At 62.1% G+C, this 21598-nt stretch carries 19 protein-coding genes; 9 read left to right on the top strand and 10 right to left on the bottom strand.

What is annotated here, in order from left to right; all coding sequences use genetic code 11:
- Position 1: 1 nt before the first annotated feature.
- A complete protein-coding gene (gene hemC / locus GTP46_RS14360) occupies positions 2-1006 on the bottom strand; it encodes a hydroxymethylbilane synthase (protein ID WP_161007442.1) in 1005 nt (334 codons plus the stop codon).
- Positions 1007-1168: 162 nt separating this feature from the next.
- Here hemC and ppc point away from each other — a divergent pair, with 162 nt between their 5' ends.
- Both ppc and GTP46_RS14350 read left to right on the top strand, forming a co-directional pair.
- Positions 1169-3979, top strand: a complete 2811-nt coding sequence (gene ppc, locus GTP46_RS14355) for a phosphoenolpyruvate carboxylase (RefSeq protein WP_161007320.1) — start codon at positions 1169-1171, stop codon at positions 3977-3979.
- 122 nt (positions 3980-4101) lie between these two features.
- Positions 4102-5205 carry a PAS domain-containing sensor histidine kinase gene (locus tag GTP46_RS14350; RefSeq protein WP_161007319.1) on the top strand — a complete coding sequence of 368 codons (1104 nt, stop codon included), beginning with the start codon at positions 4102-4104 and terminating at the stop codon, positions 5203-5205.
- Here the strand turns inward: GTP46_RS14350 and GTP46_RS14345 are convergent.
- The 4 genes from GTP46_RS14345 to rpoD all read right to left on the bottom strand — a co-directional run bounded on the left by GTP46_RS14345 (position 5202) and on the right by rpoD (position 10436).
- Positions 5202-6410, bottom strand: a complete 1209-nt coding sequence (locus GTP46_RS14345; protein WP_229258943.1) for a PQQ-dependent sugar dehydrogenase — start codon at positions 6408-6410, stop codon at positions 5202-5204. The genes GTP46_RS14350 and GTP46_RS14345 overlap by 4 nt on opposite strands.
- The gene (locus tag GTP46_RS14340; RefSeq protein ID WP_161007318.1) at positions 6407-6784 is read right to left on the bottom strand and encodes a GFA family protein; all 378 of its coding nucleotides are present in this window, start codon (positions 6782-6784) and stop codon (positions 6407-6409) included. The genes GTP46_RS14345 and GTP46_RS14340 overlap by 4 nt, the downstream gene beginning before the upstream one ends.
- Positions 6785-6798: 14 nt before the next feature.
- Positions 6799-7878, bottom strand: coding sequence for a CPBP family intramembrane glutamic endopeptidase (locus tag GTP46_RS14335; protein WP_161007317.1), 1080 nt, complete (start codon positions 7876-7878; stop codon positions 6799-6801).
- Between the two features lie 89 nt (positions 7879-7967).
- Positions 7968-10436, bottom strand: a complete 2469-nt coding sequence (gene rpoD, locus GTP46_RS14330; protein ID WP_161007316.1) for an RNA polymerase sigma factor RpoD — start codon at positions 10434-10436, stop codon at positions 7968-7970.
- 331 nt (positions 10437-10767) lie between these two features.
- Between rpoD and GTP46_RS14325 the strand changes: the two genes are divergently transcribed.
- The 4 genes from GTP46_RS14325 to GTP46_RS14310 all read left to right on the top strand — a co-directional run bounded on the left by GTP46_RS14325 (position 10768) and on the right by GTP46_RS14310 (position 13917).
- Positions 10768-11247, top strand: coding sequence for a ProQ/FINO family protein (locus GTP46_RS14325; protein ID WP_161007315.1), 480 nt, complete (start codon positions 10768-10770; stop codon positions 11245-11247).
- Between the two features lie 82 nt (positions 11248-11329).
- Positions 11330-11914 carry a 3'-5' exonuclease gene (locus GTP46_RS14320; protein WP_161007440.1) on the top strand — a complete coding sequence of 195 codons (585 nt, stop codon included), beginning with the start codon at positions 11330-11332 and terminating at the stop codon, positions 11912-11914.
- Positions 11915-11953: 39 nt separating this feature from the next.
- The gene (locus GTP46_RS14315; RefSeq protein ID WP_161007314.1) at positions 11954-12646 is read left to right on the top strand and encodes a c-type cytochrome; all 693 of its coding nucleotides are present in this window, start codon (positions 11954-11956) and stop codon (positions 12644-12646) included.
- Positions 12643-13917 (top strand): cytochrome c, encoded by a 1275-nt coding sequence (locus tag GTP46_RS14310; RefSeq protein WP_161007313.1) that lies wholly within the window; start codon positions 12643-12645, stop codon positions 13915-13917. The genes GTP46_RS14315 and GTP46_RS14310 overlap by 4 nt, the downstream gene beginning before the upstream one ends.
- Here the strand turns inward: GTP46_RS14310 and GTP46_RS14305 are convergent, their stop codons facing one another.
- Together GTP46_RS14305 and GTP46_RS14300 are read right to left on the bottom strand one after the other, a co-directional pair.
- Entirely contained in the window at positions 13918-15036 is a 1119-nt protein-coding gene (locus tag GTP46_RS14305) for a type IV pilus twitching motility protein PilT (RefSeq protein ID WP_161007312.1), read from the bottom strand.
- A 65-nt stretch (positions 15037-15101) separates the two neighbouring features.
- On the bottom strand, positions 15102-15746 hold the full coding sequence (locus tag GTP46_RS14300) for a class I SAM-dependent rRNA methyltransferase (RefSeq protein ID WP_161007311.1): 645 nt from the start codon (positions 15744-15746) through the stop codon (positions 15102-15104).
- A 145-nt stretch (positions 15747-15891) separates the two neighbouring features.
- On the opposite strand from GTP46_RS14300, the gene GTP46_RS14295 reads away from it, so the two are divergent.
- On the top strand, positions 15892-16647 hold the full coding sequence (locus tag GTP46_RS14295) for a head GIN domain-containing protein (RefSeq protein WP_229258942.1): 756 nt from the start codon (positions 15892-15894) through the stop codon (positions 16645-16647).
- Between the two features lie 93 nt (positions 16648-16740).
- Positions 16741-18186 carry an NAD-dependent succinate-semialdehyde dehydrogenase gene (locus tag GTP46_RS14290; RefSeq protein WP_161007309.1) on the top strand — a complete coding sequence of 482 codons (1446 nt, stop codon included), beginning with the start codon at positions 16741-16743 and terminating at the stop codon, positions 18184-18186.
- Between the two features lie 7 nt (positions 18187-18193).
- Here the strand turns inward: GTP46_RS14290 and GTP46_RS14285 are convergent, their stop codons facing one another.
- Entirely contained in the window at positions 18194-19204 is a 1011-nt protein-coding gene (locus GTP46_RS14285; protein WP_161007308.1) for an Rpn family recombination-promoting nuclease/putative transposase, read from the bottom strand.
- Positions 19205-19302: 98 nt separating this feature from the next.
- Between GTP46_RS14285 and GTP46_RS14280 the strand changes: the two genes are divergently transcribed.
- Positions 19303-20565 carry a Xaa-Pro dipeptidase gene (locus tag GTP46_RS14280; RefSeq protein WP_229258941.1) on the top strand — a complete coding sequence of 421 codons (1263 nt, stop codon included), beginning with the start codon at positions 19303-19305 and terminating at the stop codon, positions 20563-20565.
- On the opposite strand, the gene GTP46_RS14275 is transcribed toward GTP46_RS14280, so the two are convergent.
- Together GTP46_RS14275 and GTP46_RS14270 are read right to left on the bottom strand one after the other, a co-directional pair.
- Positions 20566-21033, bottom strand: a complete 468-nt coding sequence (locus GTP46_RS14275; protein ID WP_161007307.1) for a YcnI family copper-binding membrane protein — start codon at positions 21031-21033, stop codon at positions 20566-20568.
- Positions 21034-21052: 19 nt separating this feature from the next.
- Entirely contained in the window at positions 21053-21595 is a 543-nt protein-coding gene (locus GTP46_RS14270; protein ID WP_161007306.1) for a YaeQ family protein, read from the bottom strand.
- Positions 21596-21598 lie beyond the last annotated feature (3 nt).

Here is a 21598-nt window from a genome sequence, read left to right as displayed (position 1 = left end):
TTCAGGCGTCCGCAGCAGGCGCGGCCAAGGTGGCCGAGCGGGCGTCGGCTTCGGCTTGGGCGGCTTCGCTCAGGCAGGACGACAGGATATCTTCCGCATCCTGCGCGCGCAGCAGCTCGGCTACTTGGGCGCCCAGTGCTTCGGCGTCACCTGCTGCACCACGCACCTCGGCGCTGGCGATGCGTTTGCCGTCCGGGGTAGCGACCATTGCACGCAGGTGCATATCGGCGCCCTCCACCGTGGCGAAGGCCGCCAGTGGCACCTGGCAGCTGCCGCCAAATACTTTCGATACCTTGCGCTCGGCCGTGACGGCTTGCGCGGTGGCTTGGTGGTTCAGCGGCGCGAGAATGGCCATCAGGTCGATGCCGTCATTGCGCTCAGCGATCTCAATCGCCATCGCACCCTGCCCTGCGGCTGGCAGGCTGTTAGCCGGATCCAGCAAAGCGCGGATGCGCTGCGGCAGGCCCAGTCGCTTGAGGCCGGCAGCGGCCAGGATGATGGCGGCATAATCGCCACGATCCAGTTTGCCCAGGCGGGTATCCAGGTTGCCACGCAGCGGTTTGATCACCAGATGCGGATAACGCGCCGCGATCAAAGCCTGGCGGCGCAGGCTGCTGGTGCCGACTACAGCACCGTCCGGCAGCTCGTCCAGTGACGCATAATCATTGGAGACAAAGGCATCACGCGGATCTTCGCGCTCCAGCACAGCGGCTAGCGCAAACCCCTCCGGCAGCTCCATCGGCACATCCTTGAGCGAGTGCACGGCCAAGTCAGCCCGGCCCTCAGCCATCGCAACTTCAAGTTCTTTAACAAACAAGCCCTTGCCGCCGACCTTGGACAAGGTGCGATCCAAAATTTGGTCACCACGGGTCGTCATTCCGACAATTTTGACATCGCACTGCGGATATAATATTGTCAAGCGTTCGCGAACATGTTCGGCCTGCCACATGGCAAGGCGGCTTTCACGTGATGCGATCACCAATCTGGACGGGGGAATTTGTACCAATTCGGATGTTTTCAAAACCAGTTCTTTCGCTGTAGCTGACGCTAACCGGCGCAAGCCAGTAACACGCGCGTGTTTAAGATCACAAATTTTAGCACGCTCACCTTCTCGCAGAACCGGGCCACAAGCCCATGCACCGACATTTATCTCTTTGCGGCTTAACACATGGCAAACCAATCTAGTGCAACCCATCTCACTGCTGAACAACCGGGCGTTGACAAGGACGCGCCTCTGAAAGAAGACATTCGCTTATTAGGTCGCCTGCTGGGCGACGTACTGCGCGACCAGGAAGGCGAGGAAGTCTACGCCGTGGTCGAAACCATCCGGCAAACCGCCGTGCGCTTCCGCCGCGAGGCCGACGCCGGCGCCGCCAAAGAGCTGGATGGCATGCTGAAAATCCTCACCAAGGAACAGACGATTTCCGTGGTGCGCGCATTTTCCTACTTCTCGCACCTGGCCAACATTGCGGAAGACCAGCACCACATCCGCCGCCGCCGCGCCCACCTGCTGGCCGGTTCCAATCCGCAGCAAGGCAGCGTCAACTTCGCGCTGTGCAAGCTGAAAGAAGCCGGCGTCAAGCAAGAAACCGTGTCGACCTTCTTCAAGGACGCGCTGATTGCGCCGGTGCTGACCGCCCACCCGACCGAGGTACAGCGTAAATCCATCCTCGATGCCGAGCACGATATCGCGCGCCTGCTGGCCGAACGCGACCTGCCGCTGACGCCGAAGGAACGCGCCGCCAACCTGCATCTGCTGCGCGCGCGCATCGCGACGCTGTGGCAGACCCGCATGCTGCGCTACTCCAAGCTGACCGTGGCCGACGAGATTGAGAACGCCCTGTCCTACTACCGCATCACCTTCCTGCGCGAACTGCCGGGCTTGTACGACGACATCGAGCAGGACATCGCCCACCACTACGGCGAAAGCGCCGAGATCAACGCGCCCTACGTGCAAATGGGCAGCTGGATCGGCGGCGACCGCGACGGCAATCCTAACGTGAACGGCAACACCATGTCGCACGCGCTGACCCGCCAGGCCACCACCATCCTCGACTTCTACCTGGAAGAAGCGCACACGCTGGGCGCCGAACTGTCGATCTCGACCCTGATGATCGCCTGCTCGCCGGCACTGCAAGCGCTGGCCGACCAGTCGCCGGACACCTCCGACCACCGCGCCGATGAACCATATCGCCGCGCCCTGATCGGTATCTACGCCCGCCTGGCCTCGACCGCGCGCGCACTGGGCGCCACCAACATCCTGCGCAAGGAAGTCGGCCACGCCGAGCCGTACGCCGATGCCGCCGTCTTCGCCGCCGACCTGCAAGTGCTGATCGACTCGCTCAACGCCAACCACGGCGGCGTGCTGGTGCAGCCGCGCCTGGCCACGCTAAAACGCGCTGCCGACATCTTCGGCTTCCACCTGGCCTCGCTGGACATGCGCCAATCGTCGGACATCCACGAGCGCGTGCTGGGCGAGCTGTTCGCCAAGTCCGGCGTGCTGGCCGATTACGCTGCGCTGGATGAAGATGCCAAGGTCAAGCTGCTGCTGAACGAACTGGGCCAGCCGCGCCTGCTGAATTCGCCATACATCAGCTACTCGGCCGAGACGGTGTCCGAGCTGGGCGTGCTGCGTGCCGCGCGCGAGATCCGTGCCCGCTACGGCGTGCGCGCGATCCGCAACTACATCATCTCGCACACCGAAACCGTGTCCGACTTGCTGGAAGTACTGCTGCTGCAGAAAGAGCTGGGCCTGCTGCGCATCGCTGAAAAAGAGCTGGACCTGATGGTGATCCCGCTGTTCGAAACCATCCCCGACCTGCAGCGCGCAGCCGGCATCATGGAAGCCGTGATGGCGATTCCGCTGGTGAAGGAACTGATCGCCAAACAGGGCCAGATCCAGGAAGTTATGCTGGGCTACTCGGATTCCAACAAGGACGGCGGTTTCCTGACCTCCAACTGGGAACTGTACAAAGCCGAGACCCACCTGGTCACCGTGTTTGAAAAAGCCGGCGTCAAGCTGCGTCTGTTCCACGGCCGTGGCGGCACGGTTGGCCGTGGCGGTGGTCCGTCGTACGAAGCGATTCTGGCGCAACCGCACGGCACCGTGAACGGCCAGATCCGCCTGACCGAACAGGGCGAGATCATCGCGTCCAAGTTCTCCAACAAAGACATCGGCCGCCGCAACCTGGAGCTGCTGGTCGCCGCCACGCTGGAAGCCAGCCTGATGCCGCTGTCGGAAGACGCCGCGCACCAGCAACAGCTGCGCGGTTTCGAAGCCGTGATGGCGGAGATTTCTGATCGTGCCTACAAGGCCTACCGCAACCTGGTCTATGAAACCCCGGGCTTCACCGACTACTTCTTTGCCGCCACGCCGATCGCCGAGATCGCCGAGCTGAACCTCGGTTCGCGCCCAGCCTCGCGCAAATCGACCAAGCGCATTGAAGATTTGCGCGCGATTCCATGGGGCTTCTCGTGGGGCCAGTGCCGCCTGCTGCTGCCGGGCTGGTATGGTTTCGCCAGCGCCATCGGCGGCTGGATTGCCGACGGCGACAAGGCCGAACGCCTGGCGCAATTGCAGTCGATGTTCCAGCACTGGCCGCTGTTTGCCACCCTGCTGTCGAACATGGACATGGTGCTGGCCAAGACCGATCTGGCAATCGCTTCGCGCTATGCCGAGCTGGTGCAGGACAAGGAGCTGCGCGAGCGCATCTTCAAGCGCATCACCGACGAGCACGCAGACACGTTGGAGATCCTGCAAAGCATCACCGGTGCGACCGAGCGCCTGGCAGGCAATCCGCTGCTGGCGCGTTCGATCCAGAACCGCTTCGCCTACCTCGATCCGCTGAACCACTTGCAGGTTGAGCTGATCAAGCGCCATCGCGCGCTGTCGAGCGAAAGCAAGGCAGACGAGCGCGTGCATCGCGGCATCCACCTGTCGATCAATGGCGTGGCGGCTGGCCTGCGCAACACCGGCTAAGTTCTCGTAGGCTTAGCCAAATCCCTGGCCTCCTCACGGACGCCGGGGATTTTTCTTTAGAAAAACACAACAAATAACAAAAATACACTACAATCGTTCCGAGCCAATTTGCCCGGAACATCATGACCAACGCATTTGCCTTTCCCGCCTATTCCGAAATCAGCCAGGTCATGGGCTGGTTGCAAGCCGAAACCGGTGAATCGCTGCTGAGCGGCGAAGCCGAGCTACGCAACATCATCGCGCTGATGCCGCATCCGCTGTTCATCAAAAATAGCCAGTCGCAAGTCGTCATGATGAACCAGGCGTGCGAAGTGCTGTGGGGTGTCAGTTCCAGCGAGGCGGTCGGCACCAACGGCAGCACCCACATGCCGCCGGAGCAAATCAAGCTGCTGCGCCAGCATGACCTGCATGCCTTCGCCAGCGGCCAGACCTGCATCGATGAAGCCTACCTGTGGAACAAGGGACGCCAGGGCATGGGCTGGCTGCTGACCTACAAGCGCCCGACCTACCACGGCGACGGCACGCCGCACCTGCTGATTTGCAGCGCCATCGATATCACCGAGCGCAAGCAAAAAGAAGCCGCGCTGGAGCAAGCGCTGGAGCACACCCGGCTGGTCGCTGCCCAGCAGCGCAATGCGGTGGAAAGCCAGCACCGGCGACTGGCGCTGGATACGCAGGATAATCTGGCGCAAAACCTGATGGCCCTCAAGCTGGACATCGCCATGCTGCATGCGCGCACCAGCGATCAGCAACCGCTGCTGCACGAACGGGCGGCACAGGCACTGGACACGCTCAACGCCAGCATCAGCGCGGTGCGCGACATCATCAACGAACTGCATCCGGCCACGCTGGAGCTAGGGCTGTCGGCCGCCATCGAATGGCAGATGCAGCAGATGGCGCGCCGCCAGGGACTGCAATACCGCCTGCTGATTTCGCATGACAGCGCCACGCTGAGCCCGCAGCAAACCAGCGCCCTGTTCCACGTCATGCAAGCCGGCCTGCGCTACCTGGGCGCCGGCGCCCGCGAACTGCAAGCAGAGCTGGACCTGCGACACGAACAACTCGCCATCATCCTCCACAGCGACCGCCCCGCAGGCGCGCCTACGCCCGACGAGGCGCTGATCCTGACCGCCATGGGCGAGCGGCTGGCAGCAATGGACGGCACGCTGTCCTGCCACGGCAGCTTGATGGAAATCAGCCTGCTGCCCGCACCGGCTGGAGTTTAGCGTGGCGCCTGCGCCGTGTACTGCAAGCGCACCACACGGCCGGTACGGTCTTCCACCAGATAGACATTGCCGTCCGGTCCTTGCTTGATGTCGACTGGGGCGCCCATGCCTTGCTTATCCTTGTGGCTCCAATCACCGATTAACTCGACCATCTTGCCCAGCGGCTGGCCTTTGTTGTCCGGCAGTAGCGCCACCAGGCGGTGTCCATGGTCGCGATAGCCATGAAAACCAATGATGAGGCTATTTTTGTAGAGCGCCGGATAGCGCGCTGCCGTGTAAAAGGTCATGCCTAGCGGCGCCGCATGCGCCGGCAGCAGGCGCAATGGCGCCTCATATTTCAAACACACCGCAGACGGATACTCAGGACTGGCACGGTTATCGTCGTAGCAGTAGGGCCAGCCATAATTGGCGCCGCGCCGCACGAGATTGAGTTCGTCATGCGGCAGCTCGTTATCGTTTGCCAGCTTGGGCATGGCCGCCTGGATCGCATCGCGGCCGTTGTCCGCTTGCCATAGCGCGCCGCTGACCGGGTGCAGCGCCAGCGCCATCGAGTTGCGCAAGCCGCTGGCATAGTTCTCCCAGCTGGCCACCATCCCCTGCGGCCAGCGCATTTTATATTTGCGGATCACGCCCAGCGCCTGGGGGCCTTCTGCCTCGGCGCAGCGCTGGGACGGCAGTGGCGCATTTCCCTTCTCGTCTTCGCAGTGATCGCTGGCTGATCCCACATTCACGTACAAATCACCTTGCGCATTAAAGCGCATGGTCGTCAGCAGGTGGCGGCCGAGCCCCGGCAAAGGCGCCACGCCGGACTGTCCGCCGATCACGTCTTCGACCACCTCGGGCTTGCGCGGGTCAAAACGGATGATCCGATGCACAAGCCCGACATACAGCAAGCCATCGGGGCCCAGCGTAATGCCGTTGGGGCGATCCAGTCCGCCCAGTAAACGAAGCCGGTCATACTTGCCTCCCGAGGGTTTAAGCAGCCAGATGCTGCCCCGGCCAGGCTCCCAGTTGCGCATATCGACAATCACGATGTCGCCGTTGGGTAGTGGCTGTATGCCGCGCGGGAATTTGAAACCATCCGCGACGACGGCGGCACAAAAGCCCGGCGGCGTCGCCACCTCCAGCTGCGGGAAGCCGCCGCAATCCGCTGCATGCGCTGGTACCGCCAACATCAGCGCCAGGGCGGCGCCATAGCTCTTCATGCGCGCGGCAGCCAGGCTGGTTTATGCTCGACAAACCACTCGCGCTCCACTGGACCGGTGTATTCAGGCTCCAGCGTACCGAGGGTAATGGCAATGCGGTCCGGCGATTCAGTGCTGCGCCAGAACAGCGTCGAGCCACACACGCGGCAAAAGCTGCGGCGGCCATGGCCGGAGGATGCGTACTCAGTCAGCAACTCCGCGCCCTGCTCGATCACCAGGCCGGAGCTGGGGACATTGGCATATGAACCGGCCGCCGCGCCGTGCTGCTTCTGGAACATGGTGCAATAGCAGTGGCTGGCATGCGCCACCGGCAAGGCCGCGCGATAGCGCACGCCGCCGCACAAACAGCTTCCATGAAGATCCGCTGCACTCATCTTGTCCTCCTGTATCAAACCAGTGCGGCAATGTCCGCCGCGATATGGGTGACAATAACAGGGAATAGCCGGCCACTGCGCCAGTAGTATGCGCCCACCACCAGCCCGAATGCCGCCACCGATGTAAAACCCACCGGCCCCTGGTAGGTGTGGTACAGCACCCGCACCAGCAGCGTGATACCGATCGCATTTGACGCGCCCAGCCGGCGCAGTCCACGCTGCAGGAAGGCCAGCAAGAAGATTTCTTCATACGCGCCGTTCACCAGCGACAACGCCAGCAACGCGCCCAGCGAACGATGGCCTTCCACCAGATCCTGCACCGGCTGCAGCAGGTGCTGCGGCGCCAGCATGGCAATCGCGGAACTGCTGACTGCGGCCAGCATGTACAGCACGGCCGCAACGCCCACGCCACCCCATGACGGGCGCGGCAGCAATGTGGCCAGCGGATATTGCCGCGCGTGCAGTACGCCTAGTGCGGCTGCGGCCATCATCAGCTCGAACAACACGAGTGCCAGCAAGCGGTTATCGGTAAATGCGGCTGCGCCGCTGCCGGACGAGAAGACGGCCAGCGTGGAACTCAGGATCAGCGGGCCAAAACACAGGGCCACGACCACCACCGCTTCGCTGTACGGTGTGTGCGGTACGTTGGCGTGATCGACAAGCACCGGCCGTTGCGGCTGGTCCGGGCGTGTACGCTCCCTGGCGCGGTAAAAGCCGGCCCCAAGCAGCACGCCCAGCGGCCGCACCAATTCCCACACGACGATCCAGAACAGCGAGCCGGTCAACGGCAGCGTGACATCCAGCATGTACAGCACCACCATACCCAGCAGCACCCATACCGCCCGCCACGACAAGCGCTGCGACCAATGCGCAGCAGCGATGCCAGCCGCAATGCCGCCGGCGAAATCCAGCGCCAGCAACCACAACCACGCTGCCGAGCCTGCATCATCCTTGATCCGCACCGCGCCCGGCACTTGCTGGGCGGCGGCCAGAATGTCACGCAGCTCCGAGGCGACGGTCAGCGCCGCCAGCCCGGCCAGCAATCCCAGCCAGACATTCCTGTAGCGCGGCTTGATTGCCTGCGATTCCGCCATGCGTCACCACTTCCTCAAAAGATAATATTTCATAATATACATCAATTGAGGCGAAAAAAAAGCCCTGTGGCTACGCACAGGGCTTTGGTTTAGTTCTGCGTCAGGAACGTTTTCAGTTTGTCCGAGCGCGATGGTTGGCGCAGCTTGCTCATCGCCTTGGCTTCGATCTGGCGGATACGTTCGCGGGTCACGTCGAACTGCTTGCCCACTTCTTCTAGCGTGTGGTCGTTCGACATTTCAACACCGTAGCGCATGCGCAGCACTTTGGCTTCGCGCGGGGTCAGCGAATCCAGCACTTCCTTGATGACGTTGCGCATCGAGGCGTGCAGCGCGGCGTCCAGCGGCGCCAGCGTGGTGTTGTCTTCGATGAAGTCGCCCAGCTGCGAATCGCCGTCCTCGCCCATCGGCGTTTCCATCGAGATCGGCTCTTTGGCGATCTTCATGATTTCGCGGACTTTGTTTTCCGGCATTTCCATCTTCACTGCCAAGGTAGCCAGGTCCGGCTCGCTGCCGGTCTCCTGCATGATCTGGCGCGAGATGCGGTTCATCTTGTTGATGGTCTCGATCATGTGCACCGGCACGCGGATGGTACGGGCCATGTCGGCGATCGAACGGGTGATGGCCTGACGGATCCACCAGGTCGCGTAGGTGGAGAACTTGTAGCCGCGACGGTATTCGAACTTGTCCACCGCCTTCAGCAAACCGATATTACCTTCCTGGATCAGGTCCAGGAACTGCAGGCCGCGGTTGATGTACTTCTTGGCGATCGAGATCACCAGACGCAAGTTGGCCACGGTCATTTCGCGCTTGGCTTGACGCGCACGCTTCTCGCCGGCAGCCATCTGCTTGTTAATCTTGCGCAGGTCGGCCAGCGGCAGCGCCACGCGCGCTTGCAGGTCGATCATCTTGCGCTGCAGCTCTTTCACGGCTGGCACGTTACGACCCAGCACGGTGCTGTACGGGTAGCCGGCATCAACTTCGCCATCTACCCAGTCGAGATCCGTCTCGTTGCCTGGGAAGACTTTGATGAAGTGGGCGCGCGGCATGCCGCAACGGTTCACGCACAGCTCCAGCACAGCGCGCTCGATGTGACGCACTTCTTCCATCTGGCCACGCAGGGTGTCGCACAGTTTTTCAACAACCTTAGCGGTGAAGCGGATGCCCAGCAGTTCTGCCGAGATCGCTTCTTGTGCCGTCACGTAGGCTTTCGAGCCGTAGCCACCAGTGGCCTTGCGCATTTTCTCGAACTGGGCCGCGATGAAGTTGAACTTGTCCAGCGCGGCGATTTTCAGCTGCGCCAGTTGCTCGGTCGAGTAGCCGGCTGCGCCGCCACCGACGTCGCCGTCTTCTTCTTCGTCGTCTTCTTCGTCATCCTCGTCGTCCGAAGCCGAGTGGGCTGGGGCTGGCGCCGGAGCGCTTTCGTTCGGGTCGACAAAGCCGTCGACTACGTCGTCGACTTTCATTTCGTCGGATTCGATCTTGCCGGCCAGCGCGATGATTTCCGCGATGGTGGTTGGGCAAGCCGAAATCGCCTGGATCATGTCCTTCAGGCCTTCTTCGATACGCTTGGCGATTTCGATTTCGCCTTCGCGGGTCAGCAGCGCCACGGCGCCCATTTCACGCATATACATACGCACTGGGTCGGTGGTACGGCCGAAGTCCGAATCCACGGTCGACAGCGCGGTGGCAGCAGCTGCTTCCACTTCGTCGTCCGAGGTCACGGTCGCCACGTTATCGCTCAGCAGCAGCGCTTCCGCATCCGGCGCGCGCTCGTAGATGGCGATGCCCATGTCGTTGAAAGTGGCGATGATGCCTTCGATCGCCTCCGGATCGATGATGTTTTCCGGCAGCTGGTCGTTGATTTCAGCGTAGGTCAGGAAGCCACGCTCGCGGCCCTTGTTGATCAGGTTCTTGATCTGGGTGCGGCGTTTTTCCAGTTCTTCTGCCGACGCTTTCGGATCCAGGCCCAGCAGGTCAGGACCGCCCTTGGCTTTGCGTTCGCGGGCTTTGGAGACCGCTTTCAGTTCGGCACGCTCGACCGCATTCAGCGCAGCGATTTCGTCGTTTTCCGGGGTGAATTCGGACGGCTTGCGGCCACGGCGGCCTGGCACTTTGATGCCTGGCAGCTGATAGCCGGAAGTGTCGATCGACGCCAGCGTGGCGGCGTCGGTCACCTGGTTGACTGCTGGCGCAGCGGTGCCGGCGGTGATGATCACCGGCGCTGGCTCTACTTTAGCTTTAACCAGCTTGGATTTCGGCGCGGCCTTGACGATCACGGCCGGGATTTCGGCGTCGGCGGCAATGCTCTTGCGCGCCACTTTCACGACCTTGACCGAGTCCTCGGCCACGTCGGCCACATCGGCGGCCATGGCCTCGACTGGCGCGGCGGCATCCGCTGCGGCGCTCAGGCGGGTTTTCTTTTTAACTACCGTAACTTTGCTCGCTGCCTCTTCGTTATCGATCACATAAGATAGAGTCGTCTTCGGCACCACCAGCGGCGCAGCGCTCGCACGGGTGGGCTTCTTGACGGACAACGTTAAAGTTTTCGGTTTGGTCATTAAAATCTCTCAAGCGTACTCGTCAAAAATTACAAAAAAGCTAGCCCCGCGCCGACCGCGAAGGTGCGCTTGGGTGGAAATGTTGTAATTTAGCTGACGATTATCTGCGGAATAAAAAAAGCCCGCTTCCAGCCACGGGCTTGTTTCTCTTTTCAGGGAAGATCGCACGGTGTTGCGTTAGTGCGTCGAGCATTATACACAATTTAGGCCGCAGACGCACGTCTTTACGCGCGCCTAAGTCCTTCCTAAGCATGAGCAATTGGACACAGTGGCCTAAAATGCACTGCAATCCTCTGGTCCCCATGATATGCTGACGGTTGTTGCTTAACCTATGAAGTCGATGAACACTAGTCTTACCCCACAGCCACCGGTCGACGAACCAGCCACGGCTGCTTCCGCCCCGGCGCCGGCCGCGCAATCCCCGCGCAGCCTGCTGAAACAACTGCAAACCCAATTCCCGGCATTCCGCGATTTCCTGCCGTTGTCTATCGGTATCGATAAACAGCTGCTGGCCGTGATGCCCGAACTGGACCGCAAGACCATGCGCACCGCGCTCGGTATCCATACCGGCTCGCTGCGCTACCTGAAGGTCATGGAAAAAGCCAAGGTCCGCTACGACCTGGACGGCACGGCGGGCGCCGAAGTGACCGACACCCACCGCGCCCACGCGACCCAGGTGTTGCAGGAACGCTTCAAGAAAGAAGCCGACCGCAAGAAAGCCGAGCGCGAAGCCAAAGCCGCCGAGGAAGCCGCGCGCGTCCGCGTCGACAAGCTGAACCAGCTGGCAGCCAAGTTCTCCAAAAAGGGCTGAGTTGGATAGCCCTATCGTGGCAGAGGTGGCGGCGGACGATAATCTGCCGCCCTACCTCGGTATCCGCATTGCCGATGTGCAGATGGTGGTCACGCCGGACCAGGCCGCCGCTGCGCGCGACGCTTTGCTGGCTTGCGACGCCATCGGCTTCGATACCGAATCCAAGCCGACTTTTACGCGCGGTGAAACCTCCACCGGTCCGCACCTGATTCAATTCGCTAACGAGCACAAAGCCTGGCTGTTCCAGATTGGCGACAGTACCGAGCCGCATATCCGCGCCGTGCTGCTGGCGATTCTGGAGCGTCCGCTGCCGCTGAAGATCGGCTTCGGCCTGTCGGATGACGTCAAGCGCTTATATGCCAAACTCGACATCCGCACCGCTGGTGTGGTCGATATGTCGGTGGTACTGCGCGCGCCGGGCCAGCGCAACGACCTCGGTGCGAAAACGGCGGTGGCCAAGTTCTTCGGCCTCAAGCTGCAAAAATCGAAGAAGATTTCCACCACCAACTGGGCGCTGCCGCGCCTGAACGAAAAGCAGATCTTGTACGCGGCTGACGATGCGCAAGTAGCATTGCGCGTGTACCGCCACTGGATTGGCCTTGGCAATCAACTGCCGACGATCAAACCGTTCAAACTGCCGAAACCGCCCAAAACCGGTATATCCTAGTCATGCGGCCGCCATGCGCCGCCTGAACTCAGGAGGGGTATGCCGATCTTTGCCGCATTCAGTCTTGCCGCCGCACTCAGCACCACAGCACCGGACACGCTGGAACAGCGCGTTGCCGCCTGCCTGGCCTGCCATAGCGTGAAAGAGCGTGGCGACGCTTACTTCCCCCGCATCGCCGGCAAGCCAGCCGGTTACCTGTACAACCAGCTGCGCAATTTCCGCGACGGCCGCCGTCATTATCCGATGATGACCTATATGGTGACACCGCTGCCGGATGCCTATCTGCGCGAGATTGCCGATTACTTCGCCGCCCAGCATCCGCCCTACCCGCCGGCTGCCGCCGGCAGCGGAACCAACGCCAGCGCGGCCCAACTGGCGCGCGGTGAAGCGCTGGTGCGGCAAGGCGATGCAGCGAAAAAAGTGCCGGCCTGCGTGGCCTGCCACGGCGCGGCGCTGGCTGGTGTCGAGCCGGCGATTCCCGGCCTGCTCGGGCTGCCCAGCGACTACATCAACGCCCAGTTCGGCAACTGGAAAAACCAGACCCGCCGCGCCGCCGCGCCCGACTGCATGGCCGACATCGCCGCCCGCCTGAGCGAAGCCGACGTCGCTTCCGTCTCCGCCTGGCTTAGTCAGCAACCACCAGACGCCGCCGCCCGCCCTGCCGCCAACCTGCCCGCCCCGCTGCCAATGAGCTGCGGCAGCATGCCGCCGTCGCAAGGGAGCGCGAAATGAGGAAAATCGTTTATACCGTTTCCGCCATTCTGTTGGCGGCCCTGCTGGTCGCCGCTGGCCTGCTGGCGCAGCAATTCTGTGCGCACGACAGCAGCCCACCATCCGCCATCACCGCCGCGCTGGCGCCCGCTGAACGCATCGCCCGTGGCGCCTATCTCGCCAAGGCAGGAGACTGCATGGCCTGCCACACCGCACGCGGCGGCGTAGCCTACGCCGGCGGCCGCGCGCTGCAAACACCATTCGGCAGCGTGATCTCGCCCAACATCACGTCCGACCGCACCGCCGGCATCGGCAGCTGGTCTGCAGACGATTTCTGGAATGCCCTCCACCACGGCAAAGCCAGGAACGGCCGCCTGCTTTATCCTGCCTTCCCTTACACCAACTACACCCGCATCACGCGCGACGATGCCGACGCCCTGTACGCTTATTTCCAGACCGTGCAAGCCTCCAGTCAGCCCAACCAGCCGCACCAGCTGCGCTTCCCCTATAACCTGCAAGTCTCGCTGGCCGCATGGCGCGTGCTGTTCTTCAAGCCGGAAGCCTTCCAGCCAGACCAAGCGCAATCAGTGGAGTGGAATCGCGGTGCCTACCTCGTGCAAGGCCTCGGCCATTGCAGCGCCTGCCACAGCGCCCGCAATCCGCTCGGCGCGCAGGATGGCGAAAGCTTGTCCGGCGGCCTGATCCCAGCACTCGGCTGGTACGCGCCTTCGCTCAACGTGCGCGGCGACTGGCAGCAAGAGCACCTTGCCGCACTGCTGAAGACCGGCACCTCGCCACGCGCCACCGCCTTTGGACCGATGACCGAAGTGGTCAAGGAAAGCCTGCAATATTTGAATGAGCCTGACATCAACGCCATCACGATCTATTTGAAAGCACTACCGCCCGGCGGCCTCTCGCCCGCCTTCGAACGCGACAGCAGCGCCGAAGCAGTGGCCTATCTCGCAGCCGGCGCCAAACTGTATGAGCGGCATTGCGTGGACTGCCACGGCGCCAGCGGCAACGGCCTGCCGCCAGCCTATCCTCCGCTGGCAGGCAACCGCGCATTGACGATGGAGAGCGCCGTCAACCCCATCCGCATCGTGCTGAATGGCGGCTTTGCGCCGGGCACGGCCGGCAATCCGCGTCCATACAGCATGCCGCCTTTCGGCCACCTGCTGAACGATACGGAAGTGGCGCAAGTAGTCTCCTACCTGCGCAGTGCGTGGGGGAATAATGCGCCGCCGGTCAACAGTGCGGATGTGAACCGCTACCGCGCCGTGCCGCTGGATTGATTACGGCTCGACGAAGCCGATCCGGTCGGTAGTGGCGTTGCGCGCATCCTGCACCGAGATTTTTCCCTCGGCCAGCAGTGCGTGCAGCGAGGTGTTCATGGTGTGGCAGCCCTCGCCCGGCTTGTCTTCCATCCAGATGCGCAGGTTGGAAATCTGGCCTTCCGCAATCATCTCGGTAACTTCCGGATTGTTGGTCAGGCATTCGGTGGCGAGATAGTAGCGCTCGCCCTTCACGGCCGGCAGCAGCGCCTGGCACAGCACGCCGCGCAAGGCGTGCGCCAACGCTTGCGCTTGCGGCTCGGTATTGCCCAGCAGGCGCAGCATCTTTTGCAGACCCAGCTCGGTCGAACGCGCGTGCAGCGAGGCCAGCACCAGCGGGCCGGCTTCTGCCAGCGCCAGCGCTTCCTGCGCCGTTTGCGCATCGCGGATTTCGCCGATGCAGATCACGTCCGGACGCTCGCGCAGCGCATCCAGCGCGCCGAGGTAGAAGCTCTCGACGTCGCCGTCAAAGCCCACTTCGCGCTGGGTAATCACACACTGGCGCTGTGGAATCAGGGTTTCAACCGGATCTTCAATCGTGATGATGTGACCGGAGCGGTGCTTGTTGATGTCGTCCAGCATGGAGGCGATGGTGGTCGACTTGCCCTGGCAAGTGTCGCCAATAATCAACACCAGGCCGGAAGTCAGCTTGGCAAAATTCTGTTCGTGCTCGGCCAGGCCCAGCTTGGCCAGCTGCATCGGCTCTTTCGGGAAGCGGCGGATTACGCAACCGAGGCGCTTGCGGCCCTGGAAGCTGAAACAGTTGGCGCGGATGCGGGCGGTGTGCAAATCAACGGCGCGGTCAAATGCGCGGTCCTGGATGCGCTCGGCCCAGTTGGGCTCGACCACCTCGAAGAATTCCTGCAATTCCTCGCGCGTGATCGGCGAGTCGGTGACGGCGACCAGCCCTTTCGGCTGGCGCAACATCAATGGACTGTTTTGGTGGATCAGGATATCGCTGAAAATCAGCTTGGAGTTCAGCAGGTGCAGGATCTGCTCGACGAGAGTGCCGAAGACCGGGTGGTCTTCGTTCTCAATGTAGCTCAGGGTGCGGATTTGCGACGACTGGTAGTGTTCCATCTCTGTTCTGATCTCCGGTAGGTCCCGGACGATTATAAGAGAAAAACTTGCAAAGTCGAAACTTTTCAGCTGCGCAGTTTGGGGTATTTAAAGCCGGTGCGCAAATCCATACTGCAGCGTGTGCCTTTTTCGGTAACCAGCACGTGATCAGGCGGTTCCTCGCCCGCCAGCGCACGGTAGAACACCGGCAAGCCTTCCGATTTACGGATCAATTCGTCGCAGCGTTCGAACACATTCGGGCAGCCGGTATCGGCCAGCAAGGCTTGCACGATCGGCACTTTCCAGGCGTCGACGCCGGCCGACTGGAACTGGCAGATCAGATAGCCGGCGGTGCCGCCCCAGCTGTCGACCAGCAGGCCCGGCAAGCCGTCTTCATCGCCACGGATGACCGGCACCAGGTCGGTCGGCGCAGCAGCGCGCACAGCGGCGGCACGCTTGGCGATGGCGGCGCGCACGCGGCGCTTCATCATGGCGTGGTCGACCGGCTCGTCTTCCTTGTAGCTCCAGACGCGGGCGCGAATGTCGGAATTCGGATTCCAGGCAGCGCGCGCCAAAAACTGGCGCGATGACGTTTGGATAACGGCGGTGGCGCCAGGTTTGTTTTTTTCTTGCGGGCGTCCGTCGACGCGCTCGATGGCGGTGGCGTAAATCAGGATGTCGCCGGCCAGCAGGCGTTTTTCCTTGCCCTGTTTAATGGTAATAGTAAGCATAGACGAATGATACCTCATGCGCCGCCCATTCCCGGCGCAATGCATTCCACGCCGCTCTGGCTGCAATCCGTCGCAGCGCGCTGTCGGGCGGCGGGTGCAGTCCGTAGGATGCAAGCATCAACACCATTCATTCAGGAGAACCATCATGACCGTACGCCGCCTCGTAGTAACCCTGTTCCTGTCCGCCGGCATGCTGGCCGCCCACGCAGGCCCGCTGAGCTGGATGAGCGGCGCCGAACATGTGCAAGGCAGCGGCAAGATCGTCAAGCAGACCCGCGAGGTCGGGCATTTCAGCGCGCTGTCAGTGGGCGTTAGCGGCGACGTGGATATCCGCCTCGGCAGCACCGAAAGCGTGACGGTGGAAACCGACGACAACATTCAGTCGGCCATCGAAACCGTGGTGGAAAACGGCACGCTGCGCATTCGCCCGCTCAAGAACAATATCAAGCTGGATACCCGCACCATGAAAATCGTGGTGCAGGCGCGCACGCTGGACAAGCTGTCCATCGGTGGCTCCGGCAACGTCACCGCCGACAAGCTGCGCGGCGAAAACCTGACCATTGACGTCGGCGGCTCCGGCTCGATCAGCGTCGGCCAGATGGAGAGCGAGTCGGTGGCGATTGCCTTGGGTGGCAGCGGCAGCCTGAAGGCGGCCGGCAGCACCGAACGCCTGCAAGTGTCGATCGGCGGCTCGGGCCGGGTGCAAGTCGGCCAGCTGCAGGCGCGTGACGCCGTGGTCAGCATCGGCGGCTCCGGCCAAGCCACCGTCTGGGCCAAGAAATCGCTGAACCTGAGCGTGGCCGGTTCGGGCGACATCAACTACTACGGCGATCCTCAAATCAGCAAGAGCATCATGGGCTCCGGCTCCGTCAAACGCCTGGGCGGCGCGCCGCAAAACTGAGCCTTGCCACACAGGGTTGGCGTTTTTCTGGCAAAGTAGAGGGTGTTCGGGCGTCGGTACTGGCGCCCTTTCCTATATCACCGGAGATTTTGCATGACTAACATCACCTACCCTAATGTCCGCCTCCTGATCGGCAACGAATGGACCGACGGCACCGGCGGCAAGACCATTCCGGTCGTGAATCCGGCCACCGGCAAGGAAATCGGCACCGTGGCGCACGCCAGCATCGCCGACCTGGACCGCGCACTGGCTGCGGCCCAAAAAGGTTTCGACGTCTGGCGCAAGGTATCGGCATTTGAGCGCACTGCCACGCTGCGCCGCGCCGCCGCCCTGCTGCGCGAGCGCGCCGACGAGATCGGCCGCCTGCTGACCCAGGAACAAGGCAAGCCGTTGGCTCAGGCCCGCATGGAAGCGCTGGCCGGTGCCGACATCATCGACTGGTTTGCTGCTGAAGGCATGCGTGTGTATGGCCGTATCGTGCCATCGCGTAATCCGAATGCGCAGCAACTGGTACTGAAAGAGCCGGTCGGCCCGGTGGCAGCGTTCACGCCGTGGAACTTCCCGATCAACCAGATCGTGCGCAAGCTAGCAGCTGCGTTGACCACCGGCTGCTCCTTCCTGTGCAAGGCGCCAGAAGAAACCCCGGCCTCGCCAGCAGCGCTGTTCCAGTGCTTCGTGGACGCCGGCGTGCCGGCCGGCGTGGTCGGCCTGGTGTTTGGTGACCCAGCCGAAATTTCCAACTACCTGATTCCACATCCGGTGATCCGCAAAGTGACCTTCACCGGTTCGACCCCGGTCGGCAAGCAGCTGGCCGCACTGGCTGGCGCGCACATGAAGCGCGTGACGATGGAGCTGGGCGGCCATGCACCGGTGATCGTGGCGGAAGACGCCGACGTGGCGCTGGCAGTGGAAGCCGCCGGCGGCGCCAAGTTCCGTAACGCCGGCCAGGTCTGCATCTCGCCGACCCGCTTCCTGGTGCACAACAGCATCAAAGATGAATTCACCCGCGCGATGGTGGCGCATGCCGAGCGTCTGCAACTAGGTAACGGCCTGGTGGAAGGCACGACGCTGGGTCCGCTGGCCAATCCGCGCCGCGTGGCGGCCATGGCGCAGTTTGTGGAAGATGCACGCGCCAAGGGAGCCAATGTGGCGACTGGCGGCGTGCGTGTGGGCAGCGAGGGTAACTTCTTCGCACCGACCATCCTGGCCGATGTGCCGCTGAACGCCAGCGTGTTCAATGACGAGCCGTTTGGTCCGGTGGCGGCGATTCGCGGTTTCGATACGCTGGATGAGGCGATTGCCGAGTCCAACCGCCTGCCGTTTGGTTTGGCTGGTTATGCCTTCACCCGTTCGATCAAGAACGCGCACCAGCTGATGCACAATGTAGAAGTCGGCATGCTGTGGCTGAACCAACCTGCGACGCCAAGCGCAGAGCTGCCGTTTGGCGGCGTGAAGGATTCGGGCTATGGTTCGGAAGGTGGCCCGGAGGCGCTGGAAGCCTACCTCAACACCAAGGCAGTATCGATGGTGGGCGTGTAAGCTTTAGTCAGCCCTCGGCAAACAGTTGTCGAGGGCTGGCGCCTGCGGCTATGGAATTGATCCATGCGCGGAGCTGGCCGCTGTCAGCATCCGCGATCCTTCGCCCAACCTCTTCAGGCACATCACCGGCGAGCAAATCACCCAACACATTGCGCAGCGCCAGCAATTCCCCTTGCTGCATTCCTTGCTGCATTCCTTGCTGCATTCCTTGCTGCATTCCTTGTTCAATGCCTTGCTTTCGAGCCTCATCCGGGCCGGTCATAAGGCGGGCAAAGAACTCGTCATTAAATACTTCTTCAAACGTGTATTTTGGCTTTGATGGCATGGCAAGATCCTCCTCGAGATTCAGGTTAGCGTCGCCTAAGCCGTCTATCAAGGTCAGCTGCAGCCAATTAGAGAGGCTGGTCCTCGCTGGTTCCAGATCAGGATGCTGCATGCGCTCGGCAAAGGCGATGGCAGCAGCACGCATTTCCGCAGCGGTATCGGAGCGCAATACGCGGAACAACAGGCTAACGATATCGCCACGGGCAGCATCGTGGTACTGGTCGATCAGCAGGTAGCGCTGCTGTGCTTGAAACTGCTCCAGCCCATCGGGCGGCAACAGCATCAATTCGGCCAGCTCAGCGGCCGCGTGCCAAGGGCGGCGCCCGTGGTAGAAGACGATCGGTAGCACCGGCGGCAGCTTGCCGTGCTTGCTCAGCTTGTGCTGTGCGATCAGGTCCTGATACAGCAAGCCAATATAGACCTGCATCCGCAACGCCATCCACTTATCCGGCCGCGACTGGAACTCTAGGAGGATGTACACGTACACCCACTCGCCGCCAATGCGCGCCCGCCACACTACATCCTCATGCCGCGCCTTGCCCTGATCGCTCGCGTAGCTGGCGTTGACGCGCTCAAAGGCCTCTACCTCCAACGCTTGCGCCCAAGCGCCCGGCAGCGCGCCCGCCACCAGATCGCGCACGATTTCCGGGTGGGAGAATAATTGCTTGTAGATGTTGTCGCGACTGGCGTTCATGAAAAAATATTCTAGCCGCCGCCATCATTGCCGAGTACGCTAGGCGGCGAGCTGGGTTTGGCTCTCCTCAACAAGACAACTACTTTAGGGAGAAATACTTGAAAGCGATTACCTCGTCTATCCTGATGCTGGCCTGCGCCGCCGCTTACGCCGCAGAGCCCGCCACCATAGCCGTCAAGGCCGCCCACATGGTCGACGTCCGCAACGGCACCCTGGTCGACAACGCCGTGGTGCTGATCAGCGGCGAACGCATCACCGCTGCCGGCAGCCAGCTCGCCATCCCGGCCGGCGCGCAAGTCATCGACCTCGGCAACAAGACCCTGCTGCCCGGCCTGATCGACTCGCACACCCACATCACCGGCGCGCCGGAAGACGCCGGCTACAGCATCATCGCCAAATCGGTCCCACGCATCACGCTGATGGGCGCCAAGAACGCGCTGGTCACGCTGCGCGCCGGCTTCACCACCATCCGCGACGTTGGCGCTGATGCTTACACCGACATCGGCCTGCGCGACGCCATCAACGACGGCGACGTACCGGGCCCGCGTATCCTCGCCTCCGGCCCGCCACTGGGCATCACCGGCGGCCACTGCGACGACACCATGCACGCCCCCGAATACAAGCTCACTGCACTAGGCGTCGCGGACGGCGTCGATGAAGCGCTGAAGGTCACCCGCCGCAACATCAAGTACGGCGCCGACGTCATCAAGATCTGCGCCACCGGCGGCGTGCTGTCCTTCGGTGATGATCCGCGCACCTCGCAATACACGCTGGAAGAATTGAAAGCCATCATCAGCGACGCCCACCGCCTCGGCCGCAAGACCGCCGCCCACGCGCACGGCGGCGATGGCATCAAACTGTCAGTGCTGGCCGGTATCGACTCGATCGAGCATGGTTCCTACATCGACGACGAAGGCATCAAGCTGATGAAGGAGCATAAGACCTACCTGGTGCCAACGCTCTACATCGGCGACTGGCTGCTGGAAAATGCCGAAGCCATCAAGCTGCCCAAGCCGCTACTGGAGAAAGCCAAGGTGGTGATGCCGATCGCCCGCGCCAATATCGCCAAGGCCATCAAGGCCGGCGTACCGATCGCTTTCGGCACCGATGCCGCTGTCTATCCGCACGGCCTGAACGCGCACGAATTCGCCGTGCTGGTGAAATTGGGCATGACGCCGGCGCAAGCGATCCGCACCGCCACCGTCAATGCGGCCGATCTGCTGGGCTGGAGCGATAAGGTAGGCAGCATCGAGGCCGGCAAGTTCGCCGACCTCATCGCCGTGGATGGCGAGCCGCTGAAAGATGTGAAGACGCTGGAGAGCGTCCAGTGGGTGATGAAAGGCGGCGCGGTCGTAAAATAATCAGTGCACGTGCTGCGGCACGCCGGCCGGTGCAGGTAAGACGTCCAGCACCGGCGCGGGCGCTTTCATTTTTTCTCCGGCGATTTCATCCCACGCCACGCTGACCTTGCCGCACTCCTGCACAATGCGGAAGTACAGCTTGCCCGGCTCGCCACTGAGCTTGACCTGCATAACGAATTCATCGAAATAGGCATCGGGCAGCGCGCCACCCTTCCAGCTGATTTCATGCAGCGCGCCGCTGTCAGTGATGGCGATGTTCCAGCCCGCTTTCGGCATAGGCTTGGCGTGCGATGCGCCTTCCGGCAGCGTGACGGTGAGGCCGGTGGTGGCCTTGCCGTCACAACCGTGGCCAACGCGGAAGGCCAGCTTCTGATAAGTGCCTGCAGTTGCGCTTGCCGTATCCAGCGTGACGTGCGCCTGTGCGGCGGTAGCGCACACCAGCGCCAGCAAAGTGAAGCACTTCTTCATCGCAGCCTCCCTCAAAAAATTAACGCTCGGACTTTAATACTTCCCGTTCGATTTCGACGGTGGTGGTGCCGTCGGTGAGCCAGATCTGACCATCTTGAATCGTGCATTGCAGCTGCATGGTGCGCTGGGCCATCTTGCCCAGTTGCTCGGTAGCGTCCGCATTCAGATCGACCACGGTCAGGTTCTTGCAGCGCTCAACTTTGTTGGCCAAGGCTTTCCACCAGATGTGGCTGGTGGCCGCATAGCTGTACACATAGACGTGCTCCGAACGGCCGCAAGCCTTCAGGATCACTTTCTCGTCCGGCTGGCCGACTTCAATCGACAGCTCGATCGCGCCGGTCAAATCCTTGTGCCACAGGTCCGGCTCTTCAACGTCGAACAGGCCTTTGGTAAAGGTCAGCGCGTCGTTGGCGTGAATGGCGAACGCCACCAGGCGCACCATCATGCGCTCGTCGGTTTCGGACGGGTGGCGCGCCAGGGTCAGCTGGTGGGTTTCGTAGTAATTGCGGTCCATGTCCGCAATCGACAGTTCTGCTTTATAAATTGTTGCTTTGAGGGCCATCTA

The organism is Duganella flavida (assembly GCF_009857445.1).
GTDB classification, from domain to species: Bacteria; Pseudomonadota; Gammaproteobacteria; order Burkholderiales; family Burkholderiaceae_D; genus Rugamonas; species Rugamonas flavida.
Note: the sequence above shows the minus strand (reverse complement) of the source record. Positions and strands in the feature narration are given on the sequence as shown.